Origin of the sequence: Delftia sp. Lp-1 (assembly GCF_020523835.1) — a bacterium.
GTDB classification, from domain to species: domain Bacteria; phylum Pseudomonadota; class Gammaproteobacteria; order Burkholderiales; family Burkholderiaceae_C; genus Comamonas; species Comamonas acidovorans.
The window spans coordinates 1,755,488-1,780,963 of record NZ_JAJALJ010000001.1 but is presented as its reverse complement, the minus strand read 5'-3'; the positions used below and the strand labels follow the sequence as shown (position 1 = coordinate 1,780,963).

Sequence of the window (25,476 nt, the reverse complement as noted above, 5' to 3'; positions counted from 1 at the left end):
TGCCGGGGCAGCTACGGCGAGCGCCTGCCATGCCGACAGGGCGGCCCGGCTGGAGTCTGGCCGTTGTAACAACCCCATGAAATCCAGGGAATATTCGCCTATTTGAATGGATTTTTCCAATCAGAAAAAGTCTGTCCAATCAGCGAATTAGGAGATTTGCAAGAGAGAAAGTTTCGCAAAAAGACAAGTGCCTGCGTGATCCGGCAAGAAAAATAAAATCCAAATGTAAACAATTGTTTATCTGGCCTGTAAGATTCTTCCAGTCAATCAGTGTTTCCCCAGGAGGGTGTTGTGAAGCACCTCGCCGATGCATTCATCGGGAAAATGCATCGCACCCGCCTGGCCATTGATTTTTTCATATAAGAATTCTTACTCATTCAATCTTTTGACGCACCACATCCACGGCCACCAAGATGAGAGCGCATCCAGATTATGGAGAATAATATCCGCCCATCACCAGCAAGCCGATACTGGATATAACAAAATCAGCCGGGCCGAGGAATTGCTACAGGCCTGCAAATGGCCAGAGCCTTCCATATATCCCCTGCTGGTGCTCAGATATGTGCAGGAAGCACAGGCCATTTTCGAGCTGCACCGCATGCCCGACCGCGTGGTCTCATGCCGTATTGCAGCGGCCTTCATCCATTGCCAGCTGGGCGAAGAGCGCAATGCGATTGCACTGGCCACTGCGGCAATGGCCAATCCCGCGCTGCTGCAGCCGGAATCCATGGCCTGCGCCACCTATGTGAGGGCGCTGGCGCACAGCCGGCTGGGCGAGCTCGATACCGCCTTGCAATTGATCGAAGGCAAGGACCATGATTTCGCATTGATGGCGCCGGGCATCACGCCCTGGCTGTCCGCCCTGATCAATTGGGCCAGGGCGCAGATCCTGTGGAAGATCTATCTCTACAAGAATCACCAGAATCTGTGGTGCGGTCCGCCCCCGGATTCAGGCCTGGTCCAGCTCGGTGCCGCGGCACCCGACAGCGCCGACCTGCAGGCGCTGCTGGAGCGGGTCGGCCGCCAGCTGCCAACGGGCTTGGCTTGGCCCTACAGCGATTTGCTGCAGCTCTCGGTCAAAGGGCTGGATGCGGGTCGCCGCGAAGCCGCTTGCGTGATCCGCGCCATTGAACGCATCGGTGTCCGCCACCAGATCAAGAACCCGCCGATTGCCGGCTGGGCCTGGCTGAGCAGCGCACTGGTGCACTGCAGCAAGCGCCAATATGCCCAGGCCCTGCAGGCGGTGATGCTGGCAAAGTCCACGGCCCAGACCTACCAGCTCGAAGGCCTGTGCCGCAATGCCCTGGTCTACGAGTACCACATACAGGAAACGCAGGGCGATTTTGCAGGCGCGCTGTCCACGCTGAAGGCGCTGAACATCATGCGGCTCAAGAGCATGGCCATCAGCCCCTATCTGGAGAAATCCAGATTCACGGCCATGGACGAGGCACGGCTGCACGATCTGGAACCCGCCTATGTCAAGCGCGCCCTCCAATACATACAAGAAAACCTGGACAAGAAACTACCTATCCAGACCATTGCCGACCATTGCCGCGTCAGCCGGCGCACTTTGGAGGTTTCCTTTCGCAACAGCCGGTCGTGCAGTATCGGCGAATATATAAGGCAAAGCCGTATTCATCTTGCGGCCGAATCGCTGCTTACCACCGACCAGAGCATAGGACAGATTTCCTCGCAGCTTGGTTATTCCTCGCTCTCATCATTTTCCCGAGATTTCTCCGGACATTATGGAATACCGCCGTCTGTCTGGGTGCGCCATCATCGATTGGCGTGATCCGGATTTTTATGCGATGCGGCCCGATTGCGTGGCACGCAGCCCTATTGAATACTGAAAGGAATACGCATGAAATACCTGAAAAACATGAAGACGGGCTCCATGTTGGGTCTGGGTTTTTCGATTCTGGTTGCCATCGCGCTGTCGATTGCGCTGTATGGCCGCGCCCAGCTGGTACAGGCCTCCGATGATGTGGCCTACCTGGCCGACAAGCGGGTCACCAGCCTGCTCCGGCTGGTGGAGATCAAGGGCTCGGTGGAGTTCATCTTTCGCGGCGTGCGCAGCATGGCGTTGATGGAGGACGCCGGGGAAAAGAAGCTGGCCAAGGCCGCACTGGATGCACAGCGCCAGAAGATCGGACAGCTGATGGAGAAATTCCGCGAAGGCCTGAGCACACCGCAGGGCGTTGCGCTGTACGACAACATGAAGAACGCGCGCATTGCCTATCTGCCGCTGCTCGACCAATTCATGGAGGCGGCCACGCGCCACGACCTGCAGGCCGTCTCGGCCATGCTCGGCGAAAGCGGGGAGTTCCGCAAACGCCAGGACGCGTTCTTCAACTCCATCAATGACATCCTGGCCCACCAGCAGGTGCGTGCCACGGAAACGGCGCAGGCCTCCGAGGACAAATCCCTGGCTGCCGGGCGGCTGATGCTGTCCCTGGCGCTGGCCGCACTGGCCATAGGCGCGCTGGTGGGCTGGGCCATCACGCGGCGCATCACGGGCCTGCTGGGCGGGGAGCCCGCCTACGCGGCGCAGATCACGCAGGAAGTCGCCAGGGGCAACCTGGCGGTGGCCGTGGCGCTGCGGCCCGGTGACACCACCAGCCTGCTGGCGGCGCTGAACTCCATGCGCGCGAGCCTGGCAGACATCGTCAGCCAGGTGCGCCACAGCAGCGAATCGATTGCCACGGGTGCCAGCCAGATCGCCTCGGGCAATGCCGACCTGAGCGCTCGCACGGAGGAGCAGGCCGCCAACCTGGAGGAAACGGCCGCCTCCATGGAGCAGATGACCGCCACCATTCAGCAGAACGTGGACACGGTGCGCAGTGCCTCGGGCCTGGCCCAGTCGGCCAGCGCCACGGCCGTGCACGGCGGCGAGGTGGTGCATGGCGTGGTCAGCACCATGGAGGACATCACGCACAGCTCGCGCAAGATCGAGGAAATCATCGGCGTGATCGACGCCATTGCGTTCCAGACCAACATCCTCGCGCTCAACGCCGCCGTGGAGGCCGCGCGTGCCGGGGAACAGGGCAAGGGCTTTGCGGTGGTCGCATCAGAGGTGCGCTCCCTGGCCCAGCGCTGCGCCAACGCGGCCAAGGAGATCAAGGGCCTGATCAGCGAGAGCGTGGGCAAGGTCGCTGCCGGCTCCCGCCAGGTGGCCGAGGCCGGCAGCACCATGAACGACATCGTCACCCAGACGCACCGCGTGGCCGAACTGATCTCCGACATCGGTGCCGCCACGCAGGAGCAGTCCCAGGGCGTGACCCAGGTCAGCGACGCCGTGCAGCAGCTCGACCAGGTGACGCAGCAAAACGCCTCACTGGTGGAAGAGTCTGCCGCCGCTGCCGACAGCCTGAACAAGCAGGCGGCGCAGCTGGTGCAGTTGGTCAGCGTGTTCCGCCTGGATGAAAGCGAGGCCCGGGCACAGGCCGTGTCCGCGCCGGTGGCAGCGGCCGTGCCGGCGCGCGCACAGACCGCCAGGCCGTCTCCAGCGCTGGCCCCCGCCGCGCCACGTACCAAGCCCCTGCGTACGGCAGCGGCGGCGGCCTCCAGCGCGCCTGTGGCGCTGCCTGCCAAGGCGGCAACACCCCGCCGCGCCACGGCGGCCGGAATGGCCGGGATGGCCGAGGCCGAGGAGTGGGAGCAGTTCTAGAACAGGCTCAGCGCATCACCAGGCCGCCGTCGACGAACAGCACCTGTCCCGTCATGAAGCCGCTCAGTTCCGAGGCCAGGAACAGCACCGGCCCCGCCACGTCTTCGGGGCTTGCCAGGCGGCGCAGCGGCGTGGCGGCCATCAGAGATTCTCGGAAGGACTCGCGCGTGTCCTGGGTGCCCTGCGTGGGATAGACCAGGCCGGGCGCCACGCAGTTGACGCGTATGCCCACGGGCCCCAGCTCGCTGGCCAGGTTGCGGCTGAAGGCCACCAGCGAGGCCTTGGCCGTGGTGTAGTCGTGGTAGGGCACGACGGGGTGCTCCACCAGGTTGCTGGCGATGTTGACGATGCTGCCCCGCGCACGCTGGCGCATCTGCGGCAGCACCGCGCGGCAGACGTTGAAGGCCGCGCCCACGGCACCGTCGTATTGGGCCTGGTAGTCGCTCCATTGCAGGTCGTCGAAGAGGCGGCGGCGCTCGGGGTCGAAGGCGTAGGGTTTGAAGGCGTTGTTGACCACGATGTCGATGGCGCCGGCCTCGCGCGCCACGGCATCGGTCATGGCCTGGACGGCGGGCTGCGAGCCCACATCGGCCTTGATGGCCCAGGCATCGCCGCCTGACTCCTGTCCCGCCGCCTGGCAGGCCGCCACGGTGCGGGCGGCGGCTTCGTCGTTGGACAGGTGGTTGACCACCACGGTGGCGCCCTCGCGCGCAAAGGCGACGGCAATGGCCGCGCCTATGCCACGGCCGGCGCCGGTGACCAGCACCACCTTGCCTTGCAGGCCCAGGGAAGACGGCTGTGCCATCTCAGGCCCCGGGCAGCAGGCTGGTGTCCACCACGTCGGACACCTTGATCTGCCTTTGCACCATGCCCAGCGCGCGGTAGGCGTCGGCGCCCTTTTGCAGGGCGGCCAGGTCGAAGCTGCCCAGCGGCTTGCCGGCCTGCAGCGGCTGCGAAGACGCATTGCGCAGGCGGATCACGTCCAGGTTGATATCGCGCTGCGTGCCGTCGATGGCGTGCTTGCCGGCCAGCGTGGCGGCTTCCTCGGGGTTGGCCATCATCCAGGCGGCGCTGTCGCGGTAGCCCTTGAGGAAGGCGCGCAGCAGGTCCTTCTTGTCGCGCAGCGTGTCCTCGCGCACCACGAACATGTCGCTGGAGATGTTGAGGTGGTCGCGCACCTGCATCACATCGACCTCGCCAATGCCTTTGCGCAGGCCCACGGCCAGGCCGGTGTCGGTGGCAGCCGTGGCATCGACCTGGCCCTGCATCAGCGGCGCGAAGTTGAGCAGGCCGGTGACGACGATGGTCACGTCCGACTCCTTGAGTCCCGCCTGGTGCAGCATCACCAGCAGGTTCTGGCGCGTGCCGCTGGACAGGCTGTAGACGCCGATCTTCTTGCCCTTGAGGTCCGCCGGCTTGCGGATGCCCGCCGACTTGAGCGAGACCACGTTGAACACGTTCTGCGGGTAGATGTCGTAGATGGCGACCAGCTTCTCGCCCTTGTCCAGGGCCATGAAGAAGGAGCCGGGGTCGGTGAAGGCCACATCGGCCTGGCCGCTGAGCATGTTGCGGATGGCGTCGCCGCCGCCCGCGCCGGGCAGGTAGGCCAGCTCCACGCCCTGGGCCTTGAAGAAGCCCTTGTCGGGCTCGGCCAGGATGTTGGTGATCTCGCTGATGGGCTTGCTCCAGCCGGCCAGGCGGATCTTGCCTTGCACAGGAGCGGCCAGGCAATTGCCGGCCAGCGCCAGGCCGGCAAAACCGGCAGAGGCGCCCAGCAGGCTGCGGCGGGTGAGGAAGGGGGACTGCGGTGTGTGCATGGCGCTTGGAGAAAAGGTTTCGGAAGTGTTCAGGATGGTCAGGCGGCGCGCGAGCGCAGCAGCCGGCGCTCCAGCACCAGGCAGGCCTGGTACAGCAGCAGGCCCATGGCGGCGATCAGCACCAGGGCCGCAAACATGAGGGTGGTGTCCATCATTCCCTGGGCGGCAATGACCACGGCGCCCAGGCCGCGGCTGGCGCCCATGAATTCGGCCACCACGGCGCCGACCAGGGCCAGCACCACGGCCACGCGCAGGCCCGCAAGAATGGCGGGCAGGCCCGTGGGCAGCTTCAGGCGCAGCAGCGTCTGCAGCCGCGTGGCGCCCAGCATGCGAAACAGCTGCAGGCGCTGGGCATCGACCTGGCGCAGGCCGGTCAAGGTGTTTTCCATCAGCGGGAAAAAGCAGATCAGCGCCGTGATCAGCACCGTGGGCAGCATGCCGAAGCCGAACCACAGCACGAACAGCGGCGCCAGCGCCAGCTTGGGCACGACCTGGCTGACCACCACATAGGGCTTGAGCACACGCTCGAGCAGCTCGGATTCAGCCAGGGCCATGCCAGCCAGCAGGCCGATCGCGCTGCCGGCCGCCAGCCCCAGCAGCAGGGCCTGGAGCGTCGCCCAGATGTGCGGCCAGAAATAGCCCGTGGCCAGCCCCGTCCACAGCGATGCCGCAATGGCCGAGGGCGCCGGCAGCACCAGGGCGGACAGGCCCCATTGCCGCACCAGCAGCTCCCACAGGCCCAGCAGGACCAGCGCCAGCGCGGCGGCCAGCAGGCGGGCATGGAACAAGGACACCGTCATGCCGCCGTCCTGTCCATGGCTGCGCGCACGCGGGCGCAGTGCTCATTGAACGCCGGCCCGTGGCGCATGGCCTGGGTGCGCGGCGCGGGCAGATCGACCGCCATATCGGCCACGATGCGCCCGCCGTGCATGAGGGCGATGCGGTCGCCCAGGTAGACGGCCTCGTTGATGTCGTGGGTGACGAAGAGCACCGTGGTGCCGCGCTCGCGGCAGGTGCGCAGCAGGTCGTCCTGCAGATCGGCGCGCGTGATGGCATCCAGCGCGGCAAAGGGCTCGTCCAGCAGCAGCAGCGGCGGGTCCAGCACCAGCGCCCGTGCCAGCGCCACGCGGCTTTGCTGCCCGCCCGAGAGATGGCGCGGATGGCGCTGCGCGTGGCTGGCCAGGCCCAGCTGCTCCAGCAGCGCCAGGGCGCGCTGCTCGTCCTGCGGCGCGGAGCGCCTTTGCAGCGACACGGGCAGCAGCACATTGCCCAGCGCCGTATGCCACTCCAGCAGCGTGGGCGCCTGGAACATGAAGCCCAGTTGCGGACCGGGCTCGGCCAGCTCGGCGCCACGCAGCAGAATGCGGCCCGACTGCGGCCTGAGCAGCCCCGCCGCCAGCTTGAGCAAGGTGGTCTTGCCGCAGCCGCTGCGGCCCAGCAGGCAGTGGATCTCACCGGCCTGCACGCGCCAGTCCACGCCGTCCACCACGGGCGGGCGGCCAGGGTAGGTGAACACCACCTGTTCGATATCGAGAAACGCCATGCCGTCAGCCCCGTCTGTGATGCCCGTCGTGCCCGTCGTGCCCGTCGTGCCTGTCGTGCCGGTGTGCATGGATGTCAATCCGCATACGGGGCGAACGGCTGCGCCGCCGCCTCGGCAGATTGCTCGATCTCGGTCATGCGCACCAGGTCCAGCAGGTTGAAGCGGCCGTCATGGTGCCAGCCGGCCTCGGGCATGCTCATGGAGCCGATGGCGCTGATGCGCGTGACGCCGGCCGCGCCCAGCAGGCCGGCCAGGCGGTAAAGCTGCTCGGGCGAGGCGGCAATGCCGGCCGTCTGCAGGTATTCGCGCTGCGCGGCCACCACGGGCACGGCGTCATCCAGGCGGTCCACACCCACCACGGCAATCGTGCGGTACAGGGCCGTGGGCGCCAGCGGCTGCAGGCTGTCGCTGTAAGCCACGCTCCAGGGCGCGTCCACCGGACCCAGCAGTTGCTGTTCGTCACCCGACCATTCCACGGACTGCTGCCAGCGGGCCACGGCGGCGCCCTCCTCCAGCTCCAACGGCCGGCGCGCAAAGCGCCGCTGCAGGTTGGCCAGTTCGGCCGCCAGGTAGTCGGCAAAGGCACGCGGAGAGACTGGGGCGCCGCGCTCCACGTAGAAGACATGGGGCGAGTAGCAGCCCTGCTGGTCGTAGCGCATCACGTCCCAGGCCGCCAGCCGCGCCACGGCGGGCGCCTTGAGCGTGTCCAGCGCCTGGGCGCCCACCATGCCGAAGCCCAGCTTGTGGCCGTGCGGCAGAAAGCGCGTGGTCACGGGCAGGCGCTGGCGCAGCGCCTGCAGCGTCTGGTTGCCGCCGTAGGCGAGCACGGTGTCGGCCTCGGCGTGGAGCGCGGCGGCGGCATCTCCATCCGCGCCATCCGCCCCATCCACACCCCCCGCACCGCTCCACCACACCACGGCCAGGCAATCGGCCAGCGGCGGATGCACCTCGGCCAGCAGCCGTGCGAACCAGCCCGCGAACAGCGGCTCGGCGCTGGCCAGCTTGCCAATGGCGGGCGCCTTGACCAGCAGGCCGCAGACCAGGCTCCACAGGGACAGCGCAGGCACATTGCCGGCCCAGCTGTGCATCAGCAGGTCAGGCCCGAAGGCACGCACCGCGCCGCCCTTGAGCGCGGGCTGGAAGCCGTCGAGCACGGCCGGGTTGGCAAAGTCCTCGGCCACAAAGCGCCGCAGCTGCGCGGCGCGAAAGGTCTTGAAGAAGCCCGTCAGCCCCAGGCGCACCATGTCGGCGTCATAGCCGCTGACCACGGGCAGCCAGGTCTCGGCCTGGCGCCGATAGGGATCGCTGCGGTCCAGCAGGCGGGCAATGGCGCGGTCGATGGCATCGATGATCTCGGCCACGGGCATGGCCCTCAGGTGGCGGTCGGCGGCACGGCGCACATGGGCTGCCAGCGCATGCATCTGCGGGCCGGTCAGCAGGGGCACGGAGACTTCCAGCCGCACGCCACCGCGTTCGAAGGGCAGCACATGCCACTGCACCTCGTCCTCGCGCAAACCAGGCAGTTCGGGCAGGTAGCCGGCCGTGATCCGCTCGATGTTCATGCAGCAGCGGCCTTCACGAATTCATCGACCGCCAGCGAGCAGCCCTTGGCCGCTGCGCCCTCGGCACGCCCCAGCAACAGGAAACCGCTGTTCTCGCCATGGCCGGCCCACAGGCCCACGTCCTCGGTGAGGATGGTGGTGACCGCGTTGTAGTTGGCCAGGTCGCAGTGCACGAGAATGCCGCGCTCGCCGGGCGCCACACTGCGGCCGGTGACGGGTTCGACCAGGCGCGAGCGTATCCAGTGCGGCCCCGACTTGACCGAGGGCAGCGCGGCATTGCCGTCGTCATAGAACTGCGTGCTCAACTCGGTCATGCCGTACATGTTGATGCAGTGGCTGCGCGGCACGCCCAGCAGCCGGGACAGGTCGGCGTAGAAATCCTCCAGCGGCAGCTCGCGCGACTGGCCCTTGTAGCCGCCCGTGTCCAGGATGCGGCTGCCCGGCGGCAGGCAAAAGCTGCGGCCCTGCTCGCGCAGCGCGTCCATCACATGCACCAGGCTGAAGCTGGCGCCCAGCAGCGCATAGGGGCGGCCGCTGCGCTCGGATTCCTCCAGCACGGCGCACAGGCCGGGCATGTCCAGGCCGTCGGGGGAGAGGAAGTAGCGGCTGTCAGGAGTGCCGAATTCCGTCTTGGCCAGCGCCAGGTAGTGGGCCAGCGAAGAGTTGGGCATGGCCTGTTCGTCGGGAAAGAGGATGCCCATGGGCAGGCGCTCGTGCCCGGCCATGAAGCGCTGCGCGAAGTTGCGCGTCATCGACGCATCGTAGACATCGAGCGCGGGATGGAAGTGGCGCCCGCGCGAAGACAGCCCCTTGGCCTGGCCCGTGGTGCCGCTGGTCATGAACACGCGCTCCGCGGGCGAGGCCGGCTCGCTGCGCAGCTCCATGGCCTTGAACGCGTCAATCGGCACGGCGGGAATGTCGCTCCAGGTCTTCACATTGCGCAGCGTGGCGCCGCGCCGCTGGCAGAAGCTGCGAAACGGCGCATTCGATTCGTATTGGTAGGCGAACAGCCGCAGGGCCAGTGCGTCGAACTGCTCGTCGGTGCAGCCGTCCATGGCGATGAATGCAAGCAGGTCTGCGACCAGAGAAGCCGCCTGGGGCCGGGCCTTGTCCATGGAATTCCTTCGAGAGCTGGGACGTGATGCTCCGAAGGCTCCCCCGCCCGTGGCGCATGGGCGGCCACGCAGGGGTGCAAGCTCTTCTTCCGCCGGAATGACCCGGTTCAAGTTCTCGGGTGTGGATCTCAGCACTGGCGTGCACCCCGGAGCGGAGGGCTATCTTACAGCAGGGTCGCCAACCCCGTCAGGCCAGCAGGCGAACCCCAAAACCCAACAAGGTCGCGACATACAGCAGCACCAAGGCCTTGCCCAGCACACCGGTGTTGGACCAGAAGTGGCGTGCCACGGCGAAGTCCCAGGCGCCATCGCGCACCTGCAGCTGCGGCAACCGCGCCAGGATCTCGCGCCTGAACGCGGCCTCGTCGAACAGGGGACTGCCATTGAGTCGCAGGGGAATGGCGCGAAGGCCCATCCACAGATGCTGGCGCGTGCAGGTGACGCGACTGGCATCGAATTTTCGGGTCCTGCGTGCCATGCGTACCGCGATCCGATGCCCGTCCGTGGCTATGCGCATGGTCTCCAGCTGCTTGAGCTTGCGCCAGAGCCATGCATACAGACACAGCGGCAACACGGCCAAAAGCACCAGCAGGACACCGAGCATGCCCGTTGGATCGCACGATTTGTCCGGACCGCAGTCGCGCTGGTGCAAAAGCGGCAAGAACCAGTAGACCATCCCGCCAGCGACCAGGCAATGCAGAACGCCAACCATGGCAAGCGCACGCCTGCGCTTCACGGTACTGCCCGCAAGCGCCGTGACCGAAGTGACCAGCGGCTTTCCTTCCGAGGCTTGAGAAGCCTGCGCGGCGTGCTGGGACGGTGAGGGAACCACGACCGCGCTGGAGGCTTCGGTGTCGGCCACTTCCTGCCAGCGCTTGCCGCCCAATTGGCGCAATTCCCCTGCCTTCCAGGCAAGCCACAGTCCCAGAGCCATCAATACCCCGATGCTGCCCAGCAGGAACGAAGGCAACCGCCTGCTCCATTCATAGGACGAGCGGGCAGACGCCAGTTCGCCGCGAAATGAAGCATCCCCGAAAGGCTCCAGCACGCGGCCGTCCAGATCCACGCGATGGACGGTGAATTGGGTCATGTCCGGCAGCAACAACTCCTGACCCACCATGGCGATGGCGTTCGGGTCCTGGTCGGGCGAAAGCGGCAGCACCCGTTCAGGCCTCAACTGTGAATCCATCAACAGCAGATCTGCTCCCCGCATGCTCGAGTCTGCGACCAGCACCCATAGACGCTGCTGGCCATCCAGCTGCATGGCGAACGGGAAGCGGCGCCCGGAACGCAGGCCCGCATATTCCACGGGAAATACGGCAGGCGCGGCCTGGGTGCTCTGTGCCGTATCGATTTGCGCAATCTGATGGCGGTTGGTATTGGCCACCCACATGCGCTCGCCTACCTGCAGCGTCTGATTCGGAAAGCGCAGGCCTTCGCTGTAGGTCTTGAGCAGCACATAGGCTTGCGCTGCACTGGAAGCGGCGTCGCGCTGGTAAACGAGAACGCGGTGATGGGATGCGTCGGAGACCACAATCTGCGCTTCATCGGCCGTTACCCGCATCCAGCGATAGCCACCGCGTATGGACAAATCGGGCAGATCCAGCGCCACGCAGCGCTGCATTGCCAGATCGCAGCGATGCACACGTCCCTGGTCATGCGCCCAAAGCGTCTTCTCGCCAATGAACTGAAGGCTACTGACCGATGGAGTCAAACCCAATTGCGCCAACTCCAGACGCTGCAGGCGTGTGCCCTGCCGATCAAACTGATGCAAAGCGCCATGGCTTTGAATCCACACTGTATTGCCTTGGATTGAGGGAAGCCTGGGGCCCAATGGGTCGGGCAACAGCCAACCCCGAAAGACAAAGGCCAGGATCAACAGGCATTGCAGGCCGATCACAGCCCTGAGCCATTTCTTGTAAACCGCCTCAGCCATTGAATCTCCCCCATTTTTGAATGGGGGCAAGTGTAGACAAACAAGGCATTGCGGCCATCAAAACGATGACTTCATTCAAGCGCAATTTCCAAACTGTGGATCAATCCAGTGCCGTCAGCCGCCGCATCACCCACTCCACGGGCCCCTGCGCCACTTTCGTGCTCCAGGCCCAAGCCGCCACACTGGCCACGGCCACGTACAGCGCCGACGCCAGGGCGGTCTCCTGCAGGCTGCGCGATCCGTCCAGCGCGCCCATCGCTTCCAGCAGCCCCATGCCGATGAGGATATGGGCCAGGTACAGGGTCAGCGTCATGCGCCCGGCCGGCAGCAGGCCTCGCCACGGTCCACCGGGCCAGCAGTCGGCCAGCCGCAGGCAGGCGCCTATGGCAATGCTGGCGCAGCCCAGGCCCATCAGCAGGTAGGCTGGGCCGGGCGGCATGGGGCCGGTGGCCAGCCAGGCAGCCCATTCACTCTGTGCCGCAAGCGCCGAGACGGCGCAGGCCAATCCCACCATCAAGCCGCCCGCAGCCACCAGGCCCCATTGCACGCGCGGCTCGGCCAGCGGCAGGCGTGCCAGCAGCATGCCGCAGAGGAAGAACGCAAACCAGGGCAGCACCGGATGGAAGCCGTTGAACAGCAGGTTGCGCGCAAAGCCGGCCGGCTCCCACAGGCCCTGGTAGGACAGGCTCGCCCAGTCCCAGCCCTGGCTGTAGTCCAGCTGCAGCAAGGCCCAGGCGGACAGCGCGGCCACTGCCGCCATGCTGGCCAGCAGCGCCCGTGCGCCGGCCTGCAGCCAGGCGATGGCCAGCAAGAAATACACCGCGTAGTAGTGAATGATGTCGGCCGGAAAGATCAGCAGGTTCATGCCACCGGCCACCAGCAGGAACAGCGCGCGGCGCAGCGTCCAGAGGCGCGCCGTGGCCGGCTCCAGCGAGCGCGTGGCCAGCACCAGGCCCAGGCCGGCCAGCACCACGAAGGTGGCCGAGGCCTTGCCCTCCAGAAAATGGAAGAACGACAGCAGCCAGCCCGGCTCCTGCAGCGCGGGATGCATGGCCTGCTTGAAGTTGACGAACACCATGCCTGCCAGCGCCAGGTAGCGCGCCAGGTCCAACCCCGCCAGGCGGGCGCCCCTGCCGGTGGCGTGCCTCATGTCGCGTCCCCCCGTACCTCGCCTCCAAGCAGGCAGGCCAGCAAGGCGGGATGCAGCACATCGACCCCTTCATCCGCCCCCGCGTCTTCTTGCGGCGTCACCGCCAGCGCAAAGCGCAGCGCATCGCTTTCCACGGCATCCAGCAGCAGTTGCGCGGCCAGGCGCACGGGCACGGCGGGCCGCAAGAGGCCCTGCTGCGCCCCGCGCTCCATGAAGCCTGCCAGGCCGTCGAGCATGCGCCTGCGGTTGGCCTCGAAGGCCGGCGCCAGCCCGGGCGAACGCGCGATCTCGGACAGGCATTCGGCGCTGAGCACAGCCCATTCCCGCTGGCGGCACAGCGCCTGGTAGGCGGCCAGGAATTGCGCCACCACAGGCAGCGAAGGGGCTGCGGCCCGCTCCAGCGCCTGCAGCAAGGGCAGCAGCTCGGTCTGCTCCTGCGTGGCGACCTCGGCAATCAAGGCCTGCTTGCTGTCGAAGTGGTTGTACAGATTGCCCAGGCTCACCGAGGCAGCCTGCGCGATGTCGCGCATGCTGGTGCAGTGAAAGCCGCGCTCCACGAAGCACTGCAGGGCGGCCTCCACGATGAGAGCCCGGCGCTCGCTGATGTCTTCTTTCTTTTTCATGCCCCGAATGATGAACGAACGTTCATTCATAGTCAACACCGGGGCATGAAATCACAGCGGCGGCTGGGGGCCCACGCCCGAAGGAACGGCCTCCTCGTTGGGCCTGCAAGGCTGGCGCAGCATGCGCCGGCAGTCCGGCAACTGCCGCTCATGGGCATAGGCGATGTGGCCCAGCACGATCTTCGACGGCCGGCTGCGGTCCAGCCAGACGGTGTTGGTCGAAGGCGTGGACAGATGGTCGAAGGCCCAGTACCCGGTCTGCGAAGGCGTGTCCAGGGTCACGCGCAGGCTGGAGCCCGCGCGGAACACATGGGCGAATTTCTGGATTTCCACGCGCATCAGCGTGGGCTCGCCGGGGCGCAGCGGGCGCACGGCGGCCTCGGTGAAATCGCCCCAGGGCCGCAAGGCGGTGGAACGCTGGCCGTCCAGCGCACGCATGGAGGCACGCAGCCAGCCGCGCTGCACGAACATCTCCTGGCCGTCGGGACGCACCTCCGAGACGGTGACCTGCACATCGGTATCGCCGGCCGTGGCGCTGAGCCACAGGTCCAGCGAGGCCTCGCCATAAAAGCTCAGCGCGCGCGGCAGCGGGGCCGTGGTGAAGCGCAGCAGGCCCTGCCCGGCGGGACTGGCCGTCCATTGGCCCGCGCCGGACTCGGTATCCGCGTCGGGATGGTTGGCCTCGGCGCCCGGCAGCGGGTAGCGGTAGCTGGCCGACTGGCGCTCGGCCTGCGGGGGCGCATCGCCCAGCCCGCCGCCCGGCTGCAGCCACAGCGTCATGGGCGTGACGCGCACGGGCAGCCGGTCAAAGCTGGCCACGGCCGAGGGGCGCAGTTGCCCATAGTCGCCCCCACCGTTCATCCACTGCATTTCCTGCGCCAGCAGCACGCGCGGCGTGTGCTCGAAGCCATTGCTCTCGCCCTTGAGAAAGCGCGCATAAAAGCGCTTCATGGTCTCGCGCAGAAAGGGGGCGTTGTCGGTGTGGTGGTCGCCGTTGGAGCTGATCAGCCACATCTTGTCCGGGGCGATGCTGTCCTCGTAGTAGCCCATGCGGGTGCCCACCTGCTCGTCCTGCCAGGACTGGGTGCCCAGCGTGGGGATGTCGATGCGGTGCGTGGAGTTCATGGCGCTCTTGAGCGCGTAGCGGGCGCCGAAGAAGCGGTCCTCGTCCAGCCAGCGCGCCATATCCAGATCGGGGCGCTGGATCTTGCGGATGTTGTCCTCCACCACCTGTGCGCATCCGGTATCGCCGTCCAGCGCCCTGGCATCCTCGGCGGCCTTGCGCCATATCGCGGGGAACTGCCGCCACCAGTTGGCGGGAAAGCCGATGTTCTGGATGCCGCCCGGATAGGCCACGTCGCGGTAGGGATCGGCCACGTTCTTGCCCGGCGCGATCGCCTTGAGGCTGGGCGGACGCTGGGCCGCCACCCACAGCTGGTCGTAGCCCGAGTACGAATAGCCCACCATGCCCACCTTGCCCGTGGACCACGCCTGGCGCGCAGCCCACTCCACCGCATGCGCCCCGGCCGCGCCCACGGAGGCGTCGGCCCACTGGTTCTCGCCCGTGGAGCAACCCGTGCCGGGCACGTTCAGGCCCATCACGGCATAGCCTTCCTTGGTCCATTCCTGGGTGGTCTGGTCTGTGACCGAGCCCGATCCGTAGCCGTCGTACTCCATCAGCACGGGAAACGGCCCCGGCCCCTTGGGAAAGACCACCGAATAGCGCATCTTGTTGCCGTCAGGCAGCTGGATGTAGCCCCAGATGCGCGGCCCGGGGTTGGTGCTGCCCGAAGAGCCCCCGCCGCAGGCCGCAAGGCCCAGGGCAAGGGTGGCGATGCCGGCCGCGCCGAGCCACGCGCGGGAATGGCGAAAAGTCATCATGGATGGTCCTCCTGGTTGCTGATGCAGTCATGCCCGCAAGGGGGCAGGCCGCAATGTAGGACCGTCCGGGCACATGGCGCACGCACAGGCTGAAGGGGGGATGAAGGGGCGCTGAAGCGCGCCTGAAGACAGGCTGAAGGCGAACGCGGCCAGTCGCCACGGCCTTCGGCCTCGGGCCACGGCGGCATGGACTGGCACGAGATAGTGATGGAGCTTGGAGCGACGGAACTATCCATCGCCCCCGCAGTCGAACGGCCTTCGCTGGAGACCTCAACGCATAACAGCCCGGCCCACACTCCATCGTTGCCGATGGAGCCACTGCCTGAACAGGCAAAGGTGAAACTGTCATGCAATGTCCCGCCTGCCGAGATGCCACGCTCATCATCTCCGAGCGCCAGAACATAGAGATCGACTACTGCCCCCAATGCCGCGGCGTCTGGCTGGACCGCGGAGAGCTGGACAAGCTCATCGAGCGCTCCGCCGCCCAGGCACCCACAGCGCCAGCAGCCTATGAACGCCCGCAGGAACGGCGCGCGGGCCCTGACGGATCCCATGACCGGCGCGAGCACTCCAGCCACGATGGTTACCGCCGCAAGAAGCGCGAAGGCTTTCTCTCCGATCTTTTCGACTTCTAGCACCAGGGCAAGTCCGCTGTGCCGGCATCGGGACATGGCAGCCGCGCCCCACTATGATTCGGCTTTCAGTTCCTTGTCCCCATGCCCCGCGCCCGCACACCCAAGCCCGCTCCTGCCGAAGAGAACACGGCCCCGTCCAGCACTGCAGCGCCGGGGCCGTCCATCGACGCCTCCTTCCTGCACACCCTCGTGGGCTACAACGCCCGGCGTGCCTCGCTGTCCATCATCGAAGTGTTCGTGGAGCGCATGGCCACCCACGATCTCAAGATGGTGGAGTTCTCCGTGCTGTCCCTGGTGTCCCACAACCCCGGCATCACGTCGCGCCAGCTGTGCGCGGCGCTGGATGTGATGCCGCCCAACCTGGTGGGCCTGATCGCAGCGCTGGAGCGCCGCAAGCTGATCGAGCGGCGCACCCACCCCACCGACCGCCGCGCCGTGGGCGTGCACCTGACGCCCGCGGGCGCCGAGCTCACGGCCCGGGCGGAAAGAACGGCGTCGGAATTGGAAATGGATGCCACCTACCGCCTGACCGACGCCGAGCGCAGGACGCTGATCCAGCTGCTGCAGAAGATCTACAACTGAGCGCGCTCAGTCCGCCTTCTCCGCTGCCGGCTGCTCCAGCCCCAGCAGCCGCACCGCGTTGCCCTTGAGGATGCCGGGCATCACCTCGGGCTTGAAGCCGGCTTCCTGGAAATCCTTCATCCAGCGCTCGGGCGTGATCAGCGGATAGTCGCTGCCGAAGAGCACGCGGTCCTTGAGCAGGGTGTTGGCGTACTGCACCAGCTGCCGGGGAAAGTACTTGGGGCTCCAGCCCGACAGATCGATCCAGACATTGGGCTTGTGCAGGGCCACGGACAGGGCCTCGTCCTGCCAGGGAAAGCTGGGGTGGGCCATCACGATCTGCATGTCGGGAAAGTCGATGGCCACGTCGTCCAGGTGCATGGGATTGCTGTAGGCCAGGCGCAGGCCGCCGCCGCAGCGCATGCCGCTGCCAATGCCGCTGTGGCCCGTGTGGAAGATGGCCGGCAGTTGGTACTCGGCCACCACCTCGTAGATCGGCCAGGCCATGCGGTCGTAGGGATGGAAGCCCTGCACCGTGGGGTGGAACTTGAAGCCCCTGACGCCCTCTTCCTCGATCAGCCGCCGCGCCTCGCGCGCACCCATGCGGCCCTTGTGCGGATCGATGCTGGCGAAGGCCACCATCATGTCGCTGTTGGCCCGCGCGGCCTCGGCGATCTCCTCGTTGGGAATGCGGCGCCGGCCCAGCTGCGACTCGCTGTCCACCGTGAACATCACCAGGCCCAGGTTGCGCTCGCGGTAATAGGCCACGGTCTCGGCGATGGTCGGGCGCCTGCCGTTGCCGAAGTACTTGTCGGCGGCGCGGTCGTACTCCTCGCCGTAGTTGTCGAACGGGTTCCAGCAGCTCACCTCGGCATGCGTGTGGATGTCGATGGCAATGAGTTTTTCGTGGTCCATGTCTGTCTCCTGTGCGGCCTGCTGCCTGCCCCGGCATCAAGGGGAAGTCCCAATAAGAAATTCGCAAAGGCCGCTTGAATTGGTTATTAAATATAACCAAAATCGCGGCCATCAGAAAGCGATGCGGATGCGGGCAACGGCTGCCACGCAACGGTTTCGCGCTGAGGCTTCACACCACCTTCCGAGGAGACAGACATGGACAGAAAGATCCACAAGACCCGTTCCCGCGCCTTGCCGGCCACGCTGGCCGCCGCCCTTCCCGTCCTGCTGCTGGCCGCCTGCGGCGGCTCGAACGACGGCATTGCCCAACTGGCCGAGGCCCGCCCGGCAAGCCTGCTGTCGTGCAACGACCTGGCGGCCAAGATCTCGTTTCCCAACACCCGCATCACCGCCGCCGAGACCGTGGCCGCCGGCACGCTGACGGTGGCAGGCAAGCCCATTGCCGAGCACTGCCGAGTGACCGGCCGCATGCACGAGCGCGTCAGCACCGTCGATGGTCAGAACTACGCCGTGGGCTTCGAGATGCGCCTGCCGCGCGACTGGAACGGGCGCTTTTTCTACCAGGCCAACGGCGGGCTGGACGGCGTCGTGAGCACGGCCGTGGGCGCGCTGGGCGGCGGGCCGCTGGGCAATGCGCTGCAGATGGGCTTTGCCGTGCTCAGCTCCGACGCCGGGCATGCAGGCAGCCTGGGTCCCTTCTTCGGCCTGGACCCGCAGGCGCGGCTGGACTACGGCTACCAGGCCGTGGGCAAGCTCACGCCCATGGCGCGCAGCGCGCTGCAGACGGCCTATGGCAAGGGCCCGGACCGCTCCTACCTGGGCGGCTGCTCCAACGGCGGGCGCCACGCCATGGTGGCGGCCTCGCGCTATGCCGACCAGTACGACGGCATCATTGCCGGCAACCCCGGCACGCGCCTGCCGCTGGCGGCCATTGCCAACATTGCCGGTGCCCAGGGCTATGCGAAGCTGGCCACCACGACACAGGATCTGGGCACGGGCTTCACCCAGGCCGAGCGCCGTCTGGTCAGCCAGGCCGTGCTGGCCCGGTGCGATGCGCTGGACGGCGCCACCGACGGCATGGTGCAGGCCGGAGCAGCATGCCAGGCGAGCTTCGACCTGGCGCGCGACGTGCCCACCTGCGGCGGCGCGCGCGACGGCAGCTGCCTCAGCGCCGAGCAAAAGAGCACCATTGCCGGCCTGTTCAAGGGCGCCACCACCAGCGGCGGCAGCCGCATCTACAACAGCTTCCCGTATGACGCGGGCCTGGATACGGCCGGCTGGGCCGGCTGGAAATTCTCCAACCCCATCAGCCGCGACTCCGGTGCCGTGGCCTTCATCTGGCAGACGCCGCCGGAAAGCGCCGCCAGCTTCAACGATGCGCAGTTCGCCCTCAACGGCAGCGTGGACAGCATGCTGGCCAAGGTGCAGGCGACCAATGGCACCTTCACGGAAAGCGGCCTTTCGCTGATGATGCCGCCCGACTACGGCAAGCTGCCCGTGCTGCGCAACCGGGGCGCCAAGCTCATGGTCTACCACGGCACGGCCGATCCCATCTTCTCCAGCGACGACACCGTGCAGTGGTACGACACGCTGCGCCGCAACCATGGCGATGCCGCCGACTTCGCCCGCCTGTACCTGGTGCCCGGCATGAACCACTGCAGCGGCGGCCCGGCCACCGAGCAGTTCGACATGCTCAGCTCCCTCGTGGCCTGGGTGGAGAAAGGCCAGGCCCCAGACCGCGTGATCGCCAGTGCGCGCGGCGCAGGCAATGCGGGCGGCGTCAACGCCGACCTGCCCGCCACCTGGTCGCCCACGCGCACCCGGCCGCTGTGCCCCCATCCGCTGGCCGCCCACTACAACGGCAGCGGCGACATGGAAAGCGCTGCCAGCTTCAGCTGCCGCTGACCATGCACTGAAGGCGGGCGGCGCCTGAACGGTCACCTGAACGGCCCGCCCCCTCCGCCCTCATCCACCCCTTGTCCGCAGTCCCGCCCCCGGCGGGGCCGGGCCCCGCTGCGCCCGAGAAAAGGCGTGCGGACACCCACGCCAAGACGGCAACGATTTTTCAAACCAGAGGAGACATCACCATGCAAAAAACCCCTTCCCCGCTGACCCTGGCGGCCGCCGCCGTGCTGGCCCTGGCCGGCTCCGGCGCCAGTTTCGGCGCCTTCGCGCAGGGCACCTCCAGCGTCACGCTCTACGGCATCGTCGATGTGGGCGTGGAGCACGTGAACAATGTGGCGGCGGGCGGCGGTCTCAGCCGCATGCCATCGACCACCAGCCTGGTGCCCTCGCGCTGGGGCCTGCGCGGCAGCGAGGACCTGGGCGGCGGCCTCAAGGCCATCTACACGCTGGAGTCGGGCTTTGCGCCCGACCAGGGCACCTTCAACCAGGGCGGACGCGGCTTTGGGCGCCAAAGCTGGGTGGGACTGGGCGGCAACTGGGGCAGCCTGACCATGGGCCGCCAGAACTCCATGCTGTTCTGGTCGCTGCTCGATTCGGACATCATCGGCCCGGCCGTCTTCGCCATGGGCTCGCTCGATGCCTACATTCCCAACTCGCGCGCCGACAACATGCTGGCCTGGCGCGGCAACTTCGGCGGCCTGGCGCTGGGCGCGGGCTACAGCTTCGGGCGCGATGCCGTCAACGCAGGCCCCAGCCCCGCCGGCACCAATTGCCCGGGCGAGAGCGGATCGGACACGCAGGCCTGCCGCCAGTGGTCGCTGTATGCCAAGTACGACACGCCCGTCTGGGGCGTGGCGCTGGGCTACGAGCAGCAAAACGGCCGCACGCCGGCCTCGTCCACCGACCCGGTGTTCGGCGGCATGACCTCCAGCGCCAAGCATGACGAGCGCCTGCACCTGGGCGGCTACTTCAAGCTGGCCGGCGTGAAGGTCGGCGGCGGCCTGCTGCGCCGCGACAACGATGGCGACGCCGTCAAGCCGCGCAGCAACCTCTGGTACGTGGGCGCCTCGTACCCGGTCACCGAGGCGCTGGTGCTCGAAACCCAGTGGCTGACGCTGCGCTACCGCGGCGTCTCGGGCTACGACTCCGACCTGCTGGTGGCACGCGCCATCTACAACCTGTCCAAGCGCACGGCGGTCTACACCCAGCTCGGCCACATCCGCAACGACCGCCTGGCCACCGTCTCGGTCAGCGGCGGCGCCCCGGGCAGCAACACCGCGCCGGGCCGCTCGCAGACCGGCATCAACGTCGGCATCCGCCACATGTTCTGAGCCTGTTCTTTCCAGCTTTTCCTTTTTTCGATTTCACCAGGAGACATCCATGCAGATGCATCGCCGTCATTTCGTACAGGCCCTGGGCAGCGCCGCCGCCCTGGGGTCGCTGTCGCCACTGCAGGCCCTGGCCCAGGCGCTGGACCAGGTCAAGATCATGTACGGCTTTCCGGCAGGCAGCTCGGGCGACAGCGTGGCACGCCGCGTGGCCGAGCGGCTGGGCGGCACGCCCTACAGCAAAGGGCCGGGCTTTGTGGAAAACAAGCCCGGCGCCGGTGGCCGCATCGCGGTGGAGGCCCTGAAGAACGCCTCGCCCAACGGCTCGGTGCTGGCGCTGGCGCCCGTGTCGGCCTTCTCGGTCTACCCGCACATCTACCCCAAGCTGACCTACAAGCCCGAGGATGCGATCCCCGTCTCCATCGGCGCCGTCATCTACCACGGCCTGGCCGTGGGGCCTGCCGTGCCGGCGGAGGTCAAGACCCTCAAGGACTTCCTGGCCTGGGCCAAGGTCCACCCCGACCGGGCCAACTTCGGCTCGCCGGGCGCGGGCTCCATGCCGCACCTGCTGGGCGCGCTGCTGAGCCTGCGTTCGGGGGTGGAACTCAAGCACGCGCCCTATCGCGGCACCGTGCCCAGCATCACCGACCTGGTGGGCGGCCAGGTCGCGGCCACCATGAACCCCAGCGGCGACTACCTGCAGTACCTGAAGGCGGGCCGCCTGCGCGTGCTGGCCACCTCGGGCAAGCAGCGCTCGCCCTTCCTGCCCGACGTGCCCACCTTCACCGAACTGGGCTTCCCCGATGTCACGGTGGAGGAATGGTTCGGCTTCTACGCTCCCGCCAAGACCCCGGCCACCACCATCGCCAACGCCAACGCGGCCATCACGGCCGCGCTCAAGGACAAGGCCGTGATCGACGGACTGGCCGCCCTGGGCCTGCTGGCGCGCGGCAGCACGCAGCAGGAAATGGCAGCCGACCAGCAGGCCGAGTTCGAGCGCTGGAGTTCGCTGGTCAAGCAGATCGGGTTCACGGGCGAGTCCTGATCAGTCGGCGGCAGGCCCATTCCCCTTCACGGGACAAGGCCACACTCATGCAACAAATAATGTTGCATGAAACAGAACAGCCAATTCTCGGACGTCCTCCATGTGCTGCTGCACATGGCCGAGGGCGATGGACCTGCCACCTCCGACATGCTCGCCGCCGCGCTGCAGACCAACCCGGTCGTGCTGCGCCGGTTGATGTCGGGCCTGCGCGATGCAGGCCTTGTCACCTCCGCCAAGGGCCACGGCGGGGGCTGGGTGCTTTCTTGCGAACTTGACCGCACCACGCTGCGCGACGTGCATGAGGCCCTGGGCGCGCCCGGCCTGGTGGCGCTGGGCTTCAGGGAAGACCGGCCCGAATGCCTGGTCGCCCAGGCCGTGAACGAAGCCCTGAGCAACGCGGTGCAGCAGGCCGAGGCCGCCCTGCTTGCACGCCTGGGCACGGTGACGCTGGCCGCCCTGTCCCAAGACTTCCACGCCCGCCTGGCCAGCCATCGCGCAGCAGGCGGCCAGGGTTGGCACCAACTGCAGGAGCACTCGCATGAAACACGTTGATTTCGCCGTCATCGGCGGCAGCTATGCCGGCCTGTCCGCCGCGCTGCAACTGGCGCGTGCGCGCCGCCAGGTGCTGGTGGTCGATGCCGGACTGCGGCGCAACCGCTTCGTGGACCAGGCCGGCGAGACATCGCACGGCTTTCTCACCCAGGATGGCGTGGCCCCCGCCCAGATCGCCGCCCAGGCCCGGCAGCAGCTGATGGCCTACCCCACCGTGCAGTGGCTGGACGGCACGGCCGAAGACGCCCACGTGGCGACCGATGGCCGGCTGGAGTTCCGTGCAGCGGGCACCGCCATCAGCGCCGCCCGCATCGTCCTGGCGCTGGGCGTGCATGACAGCCTGCCGCCCGTGCCGGGACTGGCCGAGCGCTGGGGCCGCAGCGTCTTTCACTGCCCGTACTGCCACGGCTACGAGATGAATGCGGGCCGCATCGGCATCATCGCCAGCTCGGCCCTGGCCCACCACCACGCCGTCATGCTGCCCGACTGGGGCCAGACCACGCTGCTGCTCAACGGCGCCTACACGCCCGGCGCCGAAGAACTTTCCACCCTTGCGCGCCGGGGCACCCAGGTGGAGACCACGCCCATCGCCCGCCTGGAAGGCCGGGCCGACGTGGTGCTGCAGGACGGCCGCCGCCTGGTGATGGACGGCCTGTTCACCCAGCCGCGCACCCGCATCGCCAGCCCCGTGGCCGAGCAGTTGGGCTGCGCCCTGGAAGAAGGCCCCATGGGTGCCTTCATCAAGGTCGCGGAAGGCCAGGCCACCAGCGTCCCCAACGTGTTCGCCTGTGGCGACGCGGCCCGCGCGGCCGGCAACGTGGCCATGGCGGTGAGCGATGGCGCCATGGCGGGCATTGGCGCGCACCGGTCGATGATGGGGTGGTGATGGGGTGGTGATGGGGTGGTGATGGGGTGGTGATGGGGTGGTGATGGGGTGGTGATGGGGCGGGCCTTGGGCCCGTGCATGGAAGTAGATCAACTGCCCGCCGGACGATGCGTGGATACAACAACTTCCCATGCTAACTAAATCCGTAAATATAATTAAGACTGATTCTCATTGACATCTACAACATCAAGAGTCCAGTCCATGCACACCACCAACGGCCGCGCGCTGCGGTTCAACTCCATTGTTCTGGCCATGCTGGCCGCCGGCGCCGGGTCCACGGCGATCGCACAGGATGCAGCGCAGGCGCCGGCCGCAACGACGCCGACGCTGTCGCAGATCGACGTGCGCGACAAGTACGAGCGCGAGGACCTGCCCACGCTGGCACCGGGGCGCAAGGCCGCCAAGGGTGCACGCCTGGGCATTCTGGGCGCCACCTCCATCGTGGACGCGCCGGTGCATGTCAACGCCTACACCCGCGAGCTGGCCGAGGACTGGTCCGCCCTGTCGCTGCAGGATGTGCTGGAAAACGATGCGGCCGTGGTCTTCACCACCAACAAGGGACACCTGCTGCAGAACTTCAACCTGCGCGGCCTGGATGTGACCGCCATGGACATCGCCACCAACGGCCTGTACGGCGTGGCGCCGGCCAATTCGGTGCCCATCGAGATGTTCGAGCGCGTGGAGGTGATGCGCGGCCCCAACGTGCTGCTGTCCGGCATGCCGCCGCTGGCCAGCGTGGCCGGCTCCGTCAACATGGTCACCAAGCGCGCACTGGCCCAGCCCATGGCCGACCTGACGGCCACCTACGTCTCGGACTCCTACCTGCAGATGCATGCCGACGTGGGCAGGCGCTTCGGCCCCGAGCAGCGGCTGGGCCTGCGCTTCAACGGCGTCTACGGCTCGGGCGACATGGGCGCCAAGGATGAGAGCCAGAAGCGCCGCGTGGGCGCCCTGGGCCTGGACTACCTGGGCGACAGGGCCCGCTTCTCGCTGGACCTGTACAACAGCATCACCAAGATCGACGGCGGCAGCCCGGGCATGTTCAGCTTCCTGGGCAGCGCGGCCATCCCCGGCGTGGGCCGGCTGCTGGCACCGCCCAGCGGCGACGTGAACATGTTCCGCGGCACCCACGGCCAGTACGACAACAGCGGCCTGCTGGCGCGTGCCGAGGTGGACTTCACGCAGAACTGGCAGGGCTATTTCGCCTTCGGCGCCTCCGAGGCGCAGGGCAAGGGCCTGCTGTTCGGCACCCGCGCCATCGTCACGGGCCTGGACGGCACCACGCGCGGCGCCATCTACAACGTGCACACCGAATCCGAGCGCCGCACGGCCGAGGCCGGCGTCATCGGCAAGCTGAGCACGGGCAGCGTGCAGCACCGTCTGCAACTGTCGTTCAACATCCTCAAGCACAAGGAAGGCACCTACAACACGGCCTGCAACTACTGCTACACCACCAACATGTACGAGCCGACGACGCCCACCTTCCCGGGCGCGCCGCAGTGGAAGGGCTACACCACCGAGAACGAATTCCGCTCGCTGGCCCTGGCCGACGTGATGAGCTTTGCCAACGACAAGGTGCTGCTGACGCTGGGCGCACGCCACCAGACGGTGAAGACGCCGCTGGTCAACGGCGTGTCGTCCAACTACAGCAAGAGCCGCGTCTCGCCCATGGCCGGCCTGGTCGTGCGGCCCTGGGGCGACAGCGTCTCGCTGTACGCCAACTACACAGAAGGCCTGGAGCCCGGCCGCACCGTGGGCGCGGGCTTTGCCAACACCGGCGAGACCCTGGCGCCCATGCAGACCAAGCAGGGCGAGGTGGGCGTGAAGCTGCAGGCGGGCCAGACCACGCACACGCTGAGCGCCTTCCGCATCGAAAAGCCGTCCATCATCACCAACAGCAGCAATGCCCAGGTGCTCGATGGCGAGCAGCGCCTCAAGGGCCTGGAGTGGAGCGCCTTCGGCAAGCTCACCCAGACGCTGTCGCTGCTGGGCGGGGTGGAGTACATCAAGTCGCGCCAGATCAACTCCGGCCGTGAAAACTACGGCGTGCCCAAGCTGCGCGCGCGCATCGGCATCGACTGGGAAACGCCCGTGCAGGGCCTGTCGGTCGGCGGCCGCGTGCTGTACACCGGCTCGCAGTGGGTGGACTCCGGCAACAAGCTGCGCGCCCCGGCCTGGAACCGCCTCGACCTGATGGCCAAGTACGAGACCAGGTTCGGCGCCACGCCCGTGCGCTTCAATGCCAGCGTGGAGAACGTGACGGACAAGAACTACTGGATCGGCATGTTCACCGACGGCTTCGTCATGCCCGGCGCACCGCGCACCTTCCGGCTGTCGGCCACCGTGTCGTTCTGA

At 67.2% G+C, this 25,476-nt stretch carries 21 protein-coding genes; 10 read left to right on the top strand and 11 right to left on the bottom strand.

The window, feature by feature from the left end:
* Positions 1 to 307: 307 nt before the first annotated feature.
* Both LGR64_RS07865 and LGR64_RS07860 read left to right on the top strand, forming a co-directional pair.
* On the top strand, positions 308 to 1,792 hold the full coding sequence (locus LGR64_RS07865; RefSeq protein ID WP_230355194.1) for a helix-turn-helix domain-containing protein: 1,485 nt from the start codon (positions 308 to 310) through the stop codon (positions 1,790 to 1,792).
* Between the two features lie 69 nt (positions 1,793 to 1,861).
* Positions 1,862 to 3,667 (top strand): methyl-accepting chemotaxis protein, encoded by a 1,806-nt coding sequence (locus LGR64_RS07860; RefSeq protein ID WP_141831318.1) that lies wholly within the window; start codon positions 1,862 to 1,864, stop codon positions 3,665 to 3,667.
* Positions 3,668 to 3,674: 7 nt separating this feature from the next.
* Here LGR64_RS07860 and LGR64_RS07855 read toward each other — a convergent pair whose 3' ends face one another.
* The 10 genes from LGR64_RS07855 to LGR64_RS07810 form a co-directional block, all read right to left on the bottom strand.
* A complete protein-coding gene (locus tag LGR64_RS07855; RefSeq protein WP_141831316.1) occupies positions 3,675 to 4,472 on the bottom strand; it encodes an SDR family oxidoreductase in 798 nt (265 codons plus the stop codon).
* Position 4,473: 1 nt separating this feature from the next.
* Positions 4,474 to 5,484, bottom strand: coding sequence for an ABC transporter substrate-binding protein (locus LGR64_RS07850; protein WP_046239925.1), 1,011 nt, complete (start codon positions 5,482 to 5,484; stop codon positions 4,474 to 4,476).
* A 38-nt stretch (positions 5,485 to 5,522) separates the two neighbouring features.
* Positions 5,523 to 6,284, bottom strand: a complete 762-nt coding sequence (locus tag LGR64_RS07845; RefSeq protein ID WP_016450562.1) for an ABC transporter permease — start codon at positions 6,282 to 6,284, stop codon at positions 5,523 to 5,525.
* Positions 6,281 to 7,027, bottom strand: a complete 747-nt coding sequence (locus tag LGR64_RS07840; RefSeq protein ID WP_185750950.1) for an ABC transporter ATP-binding protein — start codon at positions 7,025 to 7,027, stop codon at positions 6,281 to 6,283. Before LGR64_RS07840 ends, LGR64_RS07845 begins: the two co-directional genes overlap by 4 nt.
* Positions 7,028 to 7,101: 74 nt before the next feature.
* A complete protein-coding gene (locus tag LGR64_RS07835; RefSeq protein WP_141831312.1) occupies positions 7,102 to 8,589 on the bottom strand; it encodes an acyl-CoA reductase in 1,488 nt (495 codons plus the stop codon).
* Positions 8,586 to 9,704 carry a LuxE/PaaK family acyltransferase gene (locus LGR64_RS07830; protein WP_141831310.1) on the bottom strand — a complete coding sequence of 373 codons (1,119 nt, stop codon included), beginning with the start codon at positions 9,702 to 9,704 and terminating at the stop codon, positions 8,586 to 8,588. Before LGR64_RS07830 ends, LGR64_RS07835 begins: the two co-directional genes overlap by 4 nt.
* 187 nt (positions 9,705 to 9,891) lie before the next feature.
* Positions 9,892 to 11,640, bottom strand: a complete 1,749-nt coding sequence (locus tag LGR64_RS07825) for a YncE family protein (RefSeq protein WP_230355193.1) — start codon at positions 11,638 to 11,640, stop codon at positions 9,892 to 9,894.
* A 100-nt stretch (positions 11,641 to 11,740) separates the two neighbouring features.
* Entirely contained in the window at positions 11,741 to 12,790 is a 1,050-nt protein-coding gene (locus LGR64_RS07820; RefSeq protein WP_230355192.1) for a DUF418 domain-containing protein, read from the bottom strand.
* Positions 12,787 to 13,413: a TetR/AcrR family transcriptional regulator gene (locus LGR64_RS07815; protein ID WP_230355191.1), complete on the bottom strand. Its 627-nt coding sequence runs from the start codon at positions 13,411 to 13,413 to the stop codon at positions 12,787 to 12,789. Before LGR64_RS07815 ends, LGR64_RS07820 begins: the two co-directional genes overlap by 4 nt.
* A 51-nt stretch (positions 13,414 to 13,464) precedes the next feature.
* A complete protein-coding gene (locus tag LGR64_RS07810) occupies positions 13,465 to 15,294 on the bottom strand; it encodes a CocE/NonD family hydrolase (RefSeq protein ID WP_230355190.1) in 1,830 nt (609 codons plus the stop codon).
* A gap of 347 nt (positions 15,295 to 15,641) precedes the next feature.
* Here LGR64_RS07810 and LGR64_RS07805 point away from each other — a divergent pair, with 347 nt between their 5' ends.
* Both LGR64_RS07805 and LGR64_RS07800 read left to right on the top strand, forming a co-directional pair.
* Positions 15,642 to 15,929: a TFIIB-type zinc ribbon-containing protein gene (locus LGR64_RS07805; RefSeq protein ID WP_012206334.1), complete on the top strand. Its 288-nt coding sequence runs from the start codon at positions 15,642 to 15,644 to the stop codon at positions 15,927 to 15,929.
* 81 nt (positions 15,930 to 16,010) lie between these two features.
* Positions 16,011 to 16,511 (top strand): MarR family winged helix-turn-helix transcriptional regulator, encoded by a 501-nt coding sequence (locus LGR64_RS07800; protein WP_099733267.1) that lies wholly within the window; start codon positions 16,011 to 16,013, stop codon positions 16,509 to 16,511.
* Between the two features lie 6 nt (positions 16,512 to 16,517).
* On the opposite strand, the gene LGR64_RS07795 is transcribed toward LGR64_RS07800, so the two are convergent.
* Positions 16,518 to 17,405, bottom strand: a complete 888-nt coding sequence (locus LGR64_RS07795) for a 4-hydroxyphenyl-beta-ketoacyl-CoA hydrolase (RefSeq protein ID WP_013801753.1) — start codon at positions 17,403 to 17,405, stop codon at positions 16,518 to 16,520.
* 195 nt (positions 17,406 to 17,600) lie between these two features.
* On the opposite strand from LGR64_RS07795, the gene LGR64_RS07790 reads away from it, so the two are divergent.
* From LGR64_RS07790 to LGR64_RS07765, 6 genes are all read left to right on the top strand, one after another.
* Positions 17,601 to 19,310 (top strand): tannase/feruloyl esterase family alpha/beta hydrolase, encoded by a 1,710-nt coding sequence (locus LGR64_RS07790; protein WP_230355189.1) that lies wholly within the window; start codon positions 17,601 to 17,603, stop codon positions 19,308 to 19,310.
* Between the two features lie 182 nt (positions 19,311 to 19,492).
* Positions 19,493 to 20,641: a porin gene (locus LGR64_RS07785; protein WP_230355188.1), complete on the top strand. Its 1,149-nt coding sequence runs from the start codon at positions 19,493 to 19,495 to the stop codon at positions 20,639 to 20,641.
* A 49-nt stretch (positions 20,642 to 20,690) separates the two neighbouring features.
* Positions 20,691 to 21,683: a tripartite tricarboxylate transporter substrate-binding protein gene (locus LGR64_RS07780; protein WP_230355187.1), complete on the top strand. Its 993-nt coding sequence runs from the start codon at positions 20,691 to 20,693 to the stop codon at positions 21,681 to 21,683.
* Between the two features lie 66 nt (positions 21,684 to 21,749).
* On the top strand, positions 21,750 to 22,235 hold the full coding sequence (locus tag LGR64_RS07775) for an Rrf2 family transcriptional regulator (RefSeq protein ID WP_230355186.1): 486 nt from the start codon (positions 21,750 to 21,752) through the stop codon (positions 22,233 to 22,235).
* Positions 22,222 to 23,121 carry an NAD(P)/FAD-dependent oxidoreductase gene (locus LGR64_RS07770; protein ID WP_230355185.1) on the top strand — a complete coding sequence of 300 codons (900 nt, stop codon included), beginning with the start codon at positions 22,222 to 22,224 and terminating at the stop codon, positions 23,119 to 23,121. The genes LGR64_RS07775 and LGR64_RS07770 overlap by 14 nt, the downstream gene beginning before the upstream one ends.
* A gap of 201 nt (positions 23,122 to 23,322) precedes the next feature.
* The gene (locus tag LGR64_RS07765) at positions 23,323 to 25,476 is read left to right on the top strand and encodes a TonB-dependent receptor (protein WP_230355184.1); all 2,154 of its coding nucleotides are present in this window, start codon (positions 23,323 to 23,325) and stop codon (positions 25,474 to 25,476) included.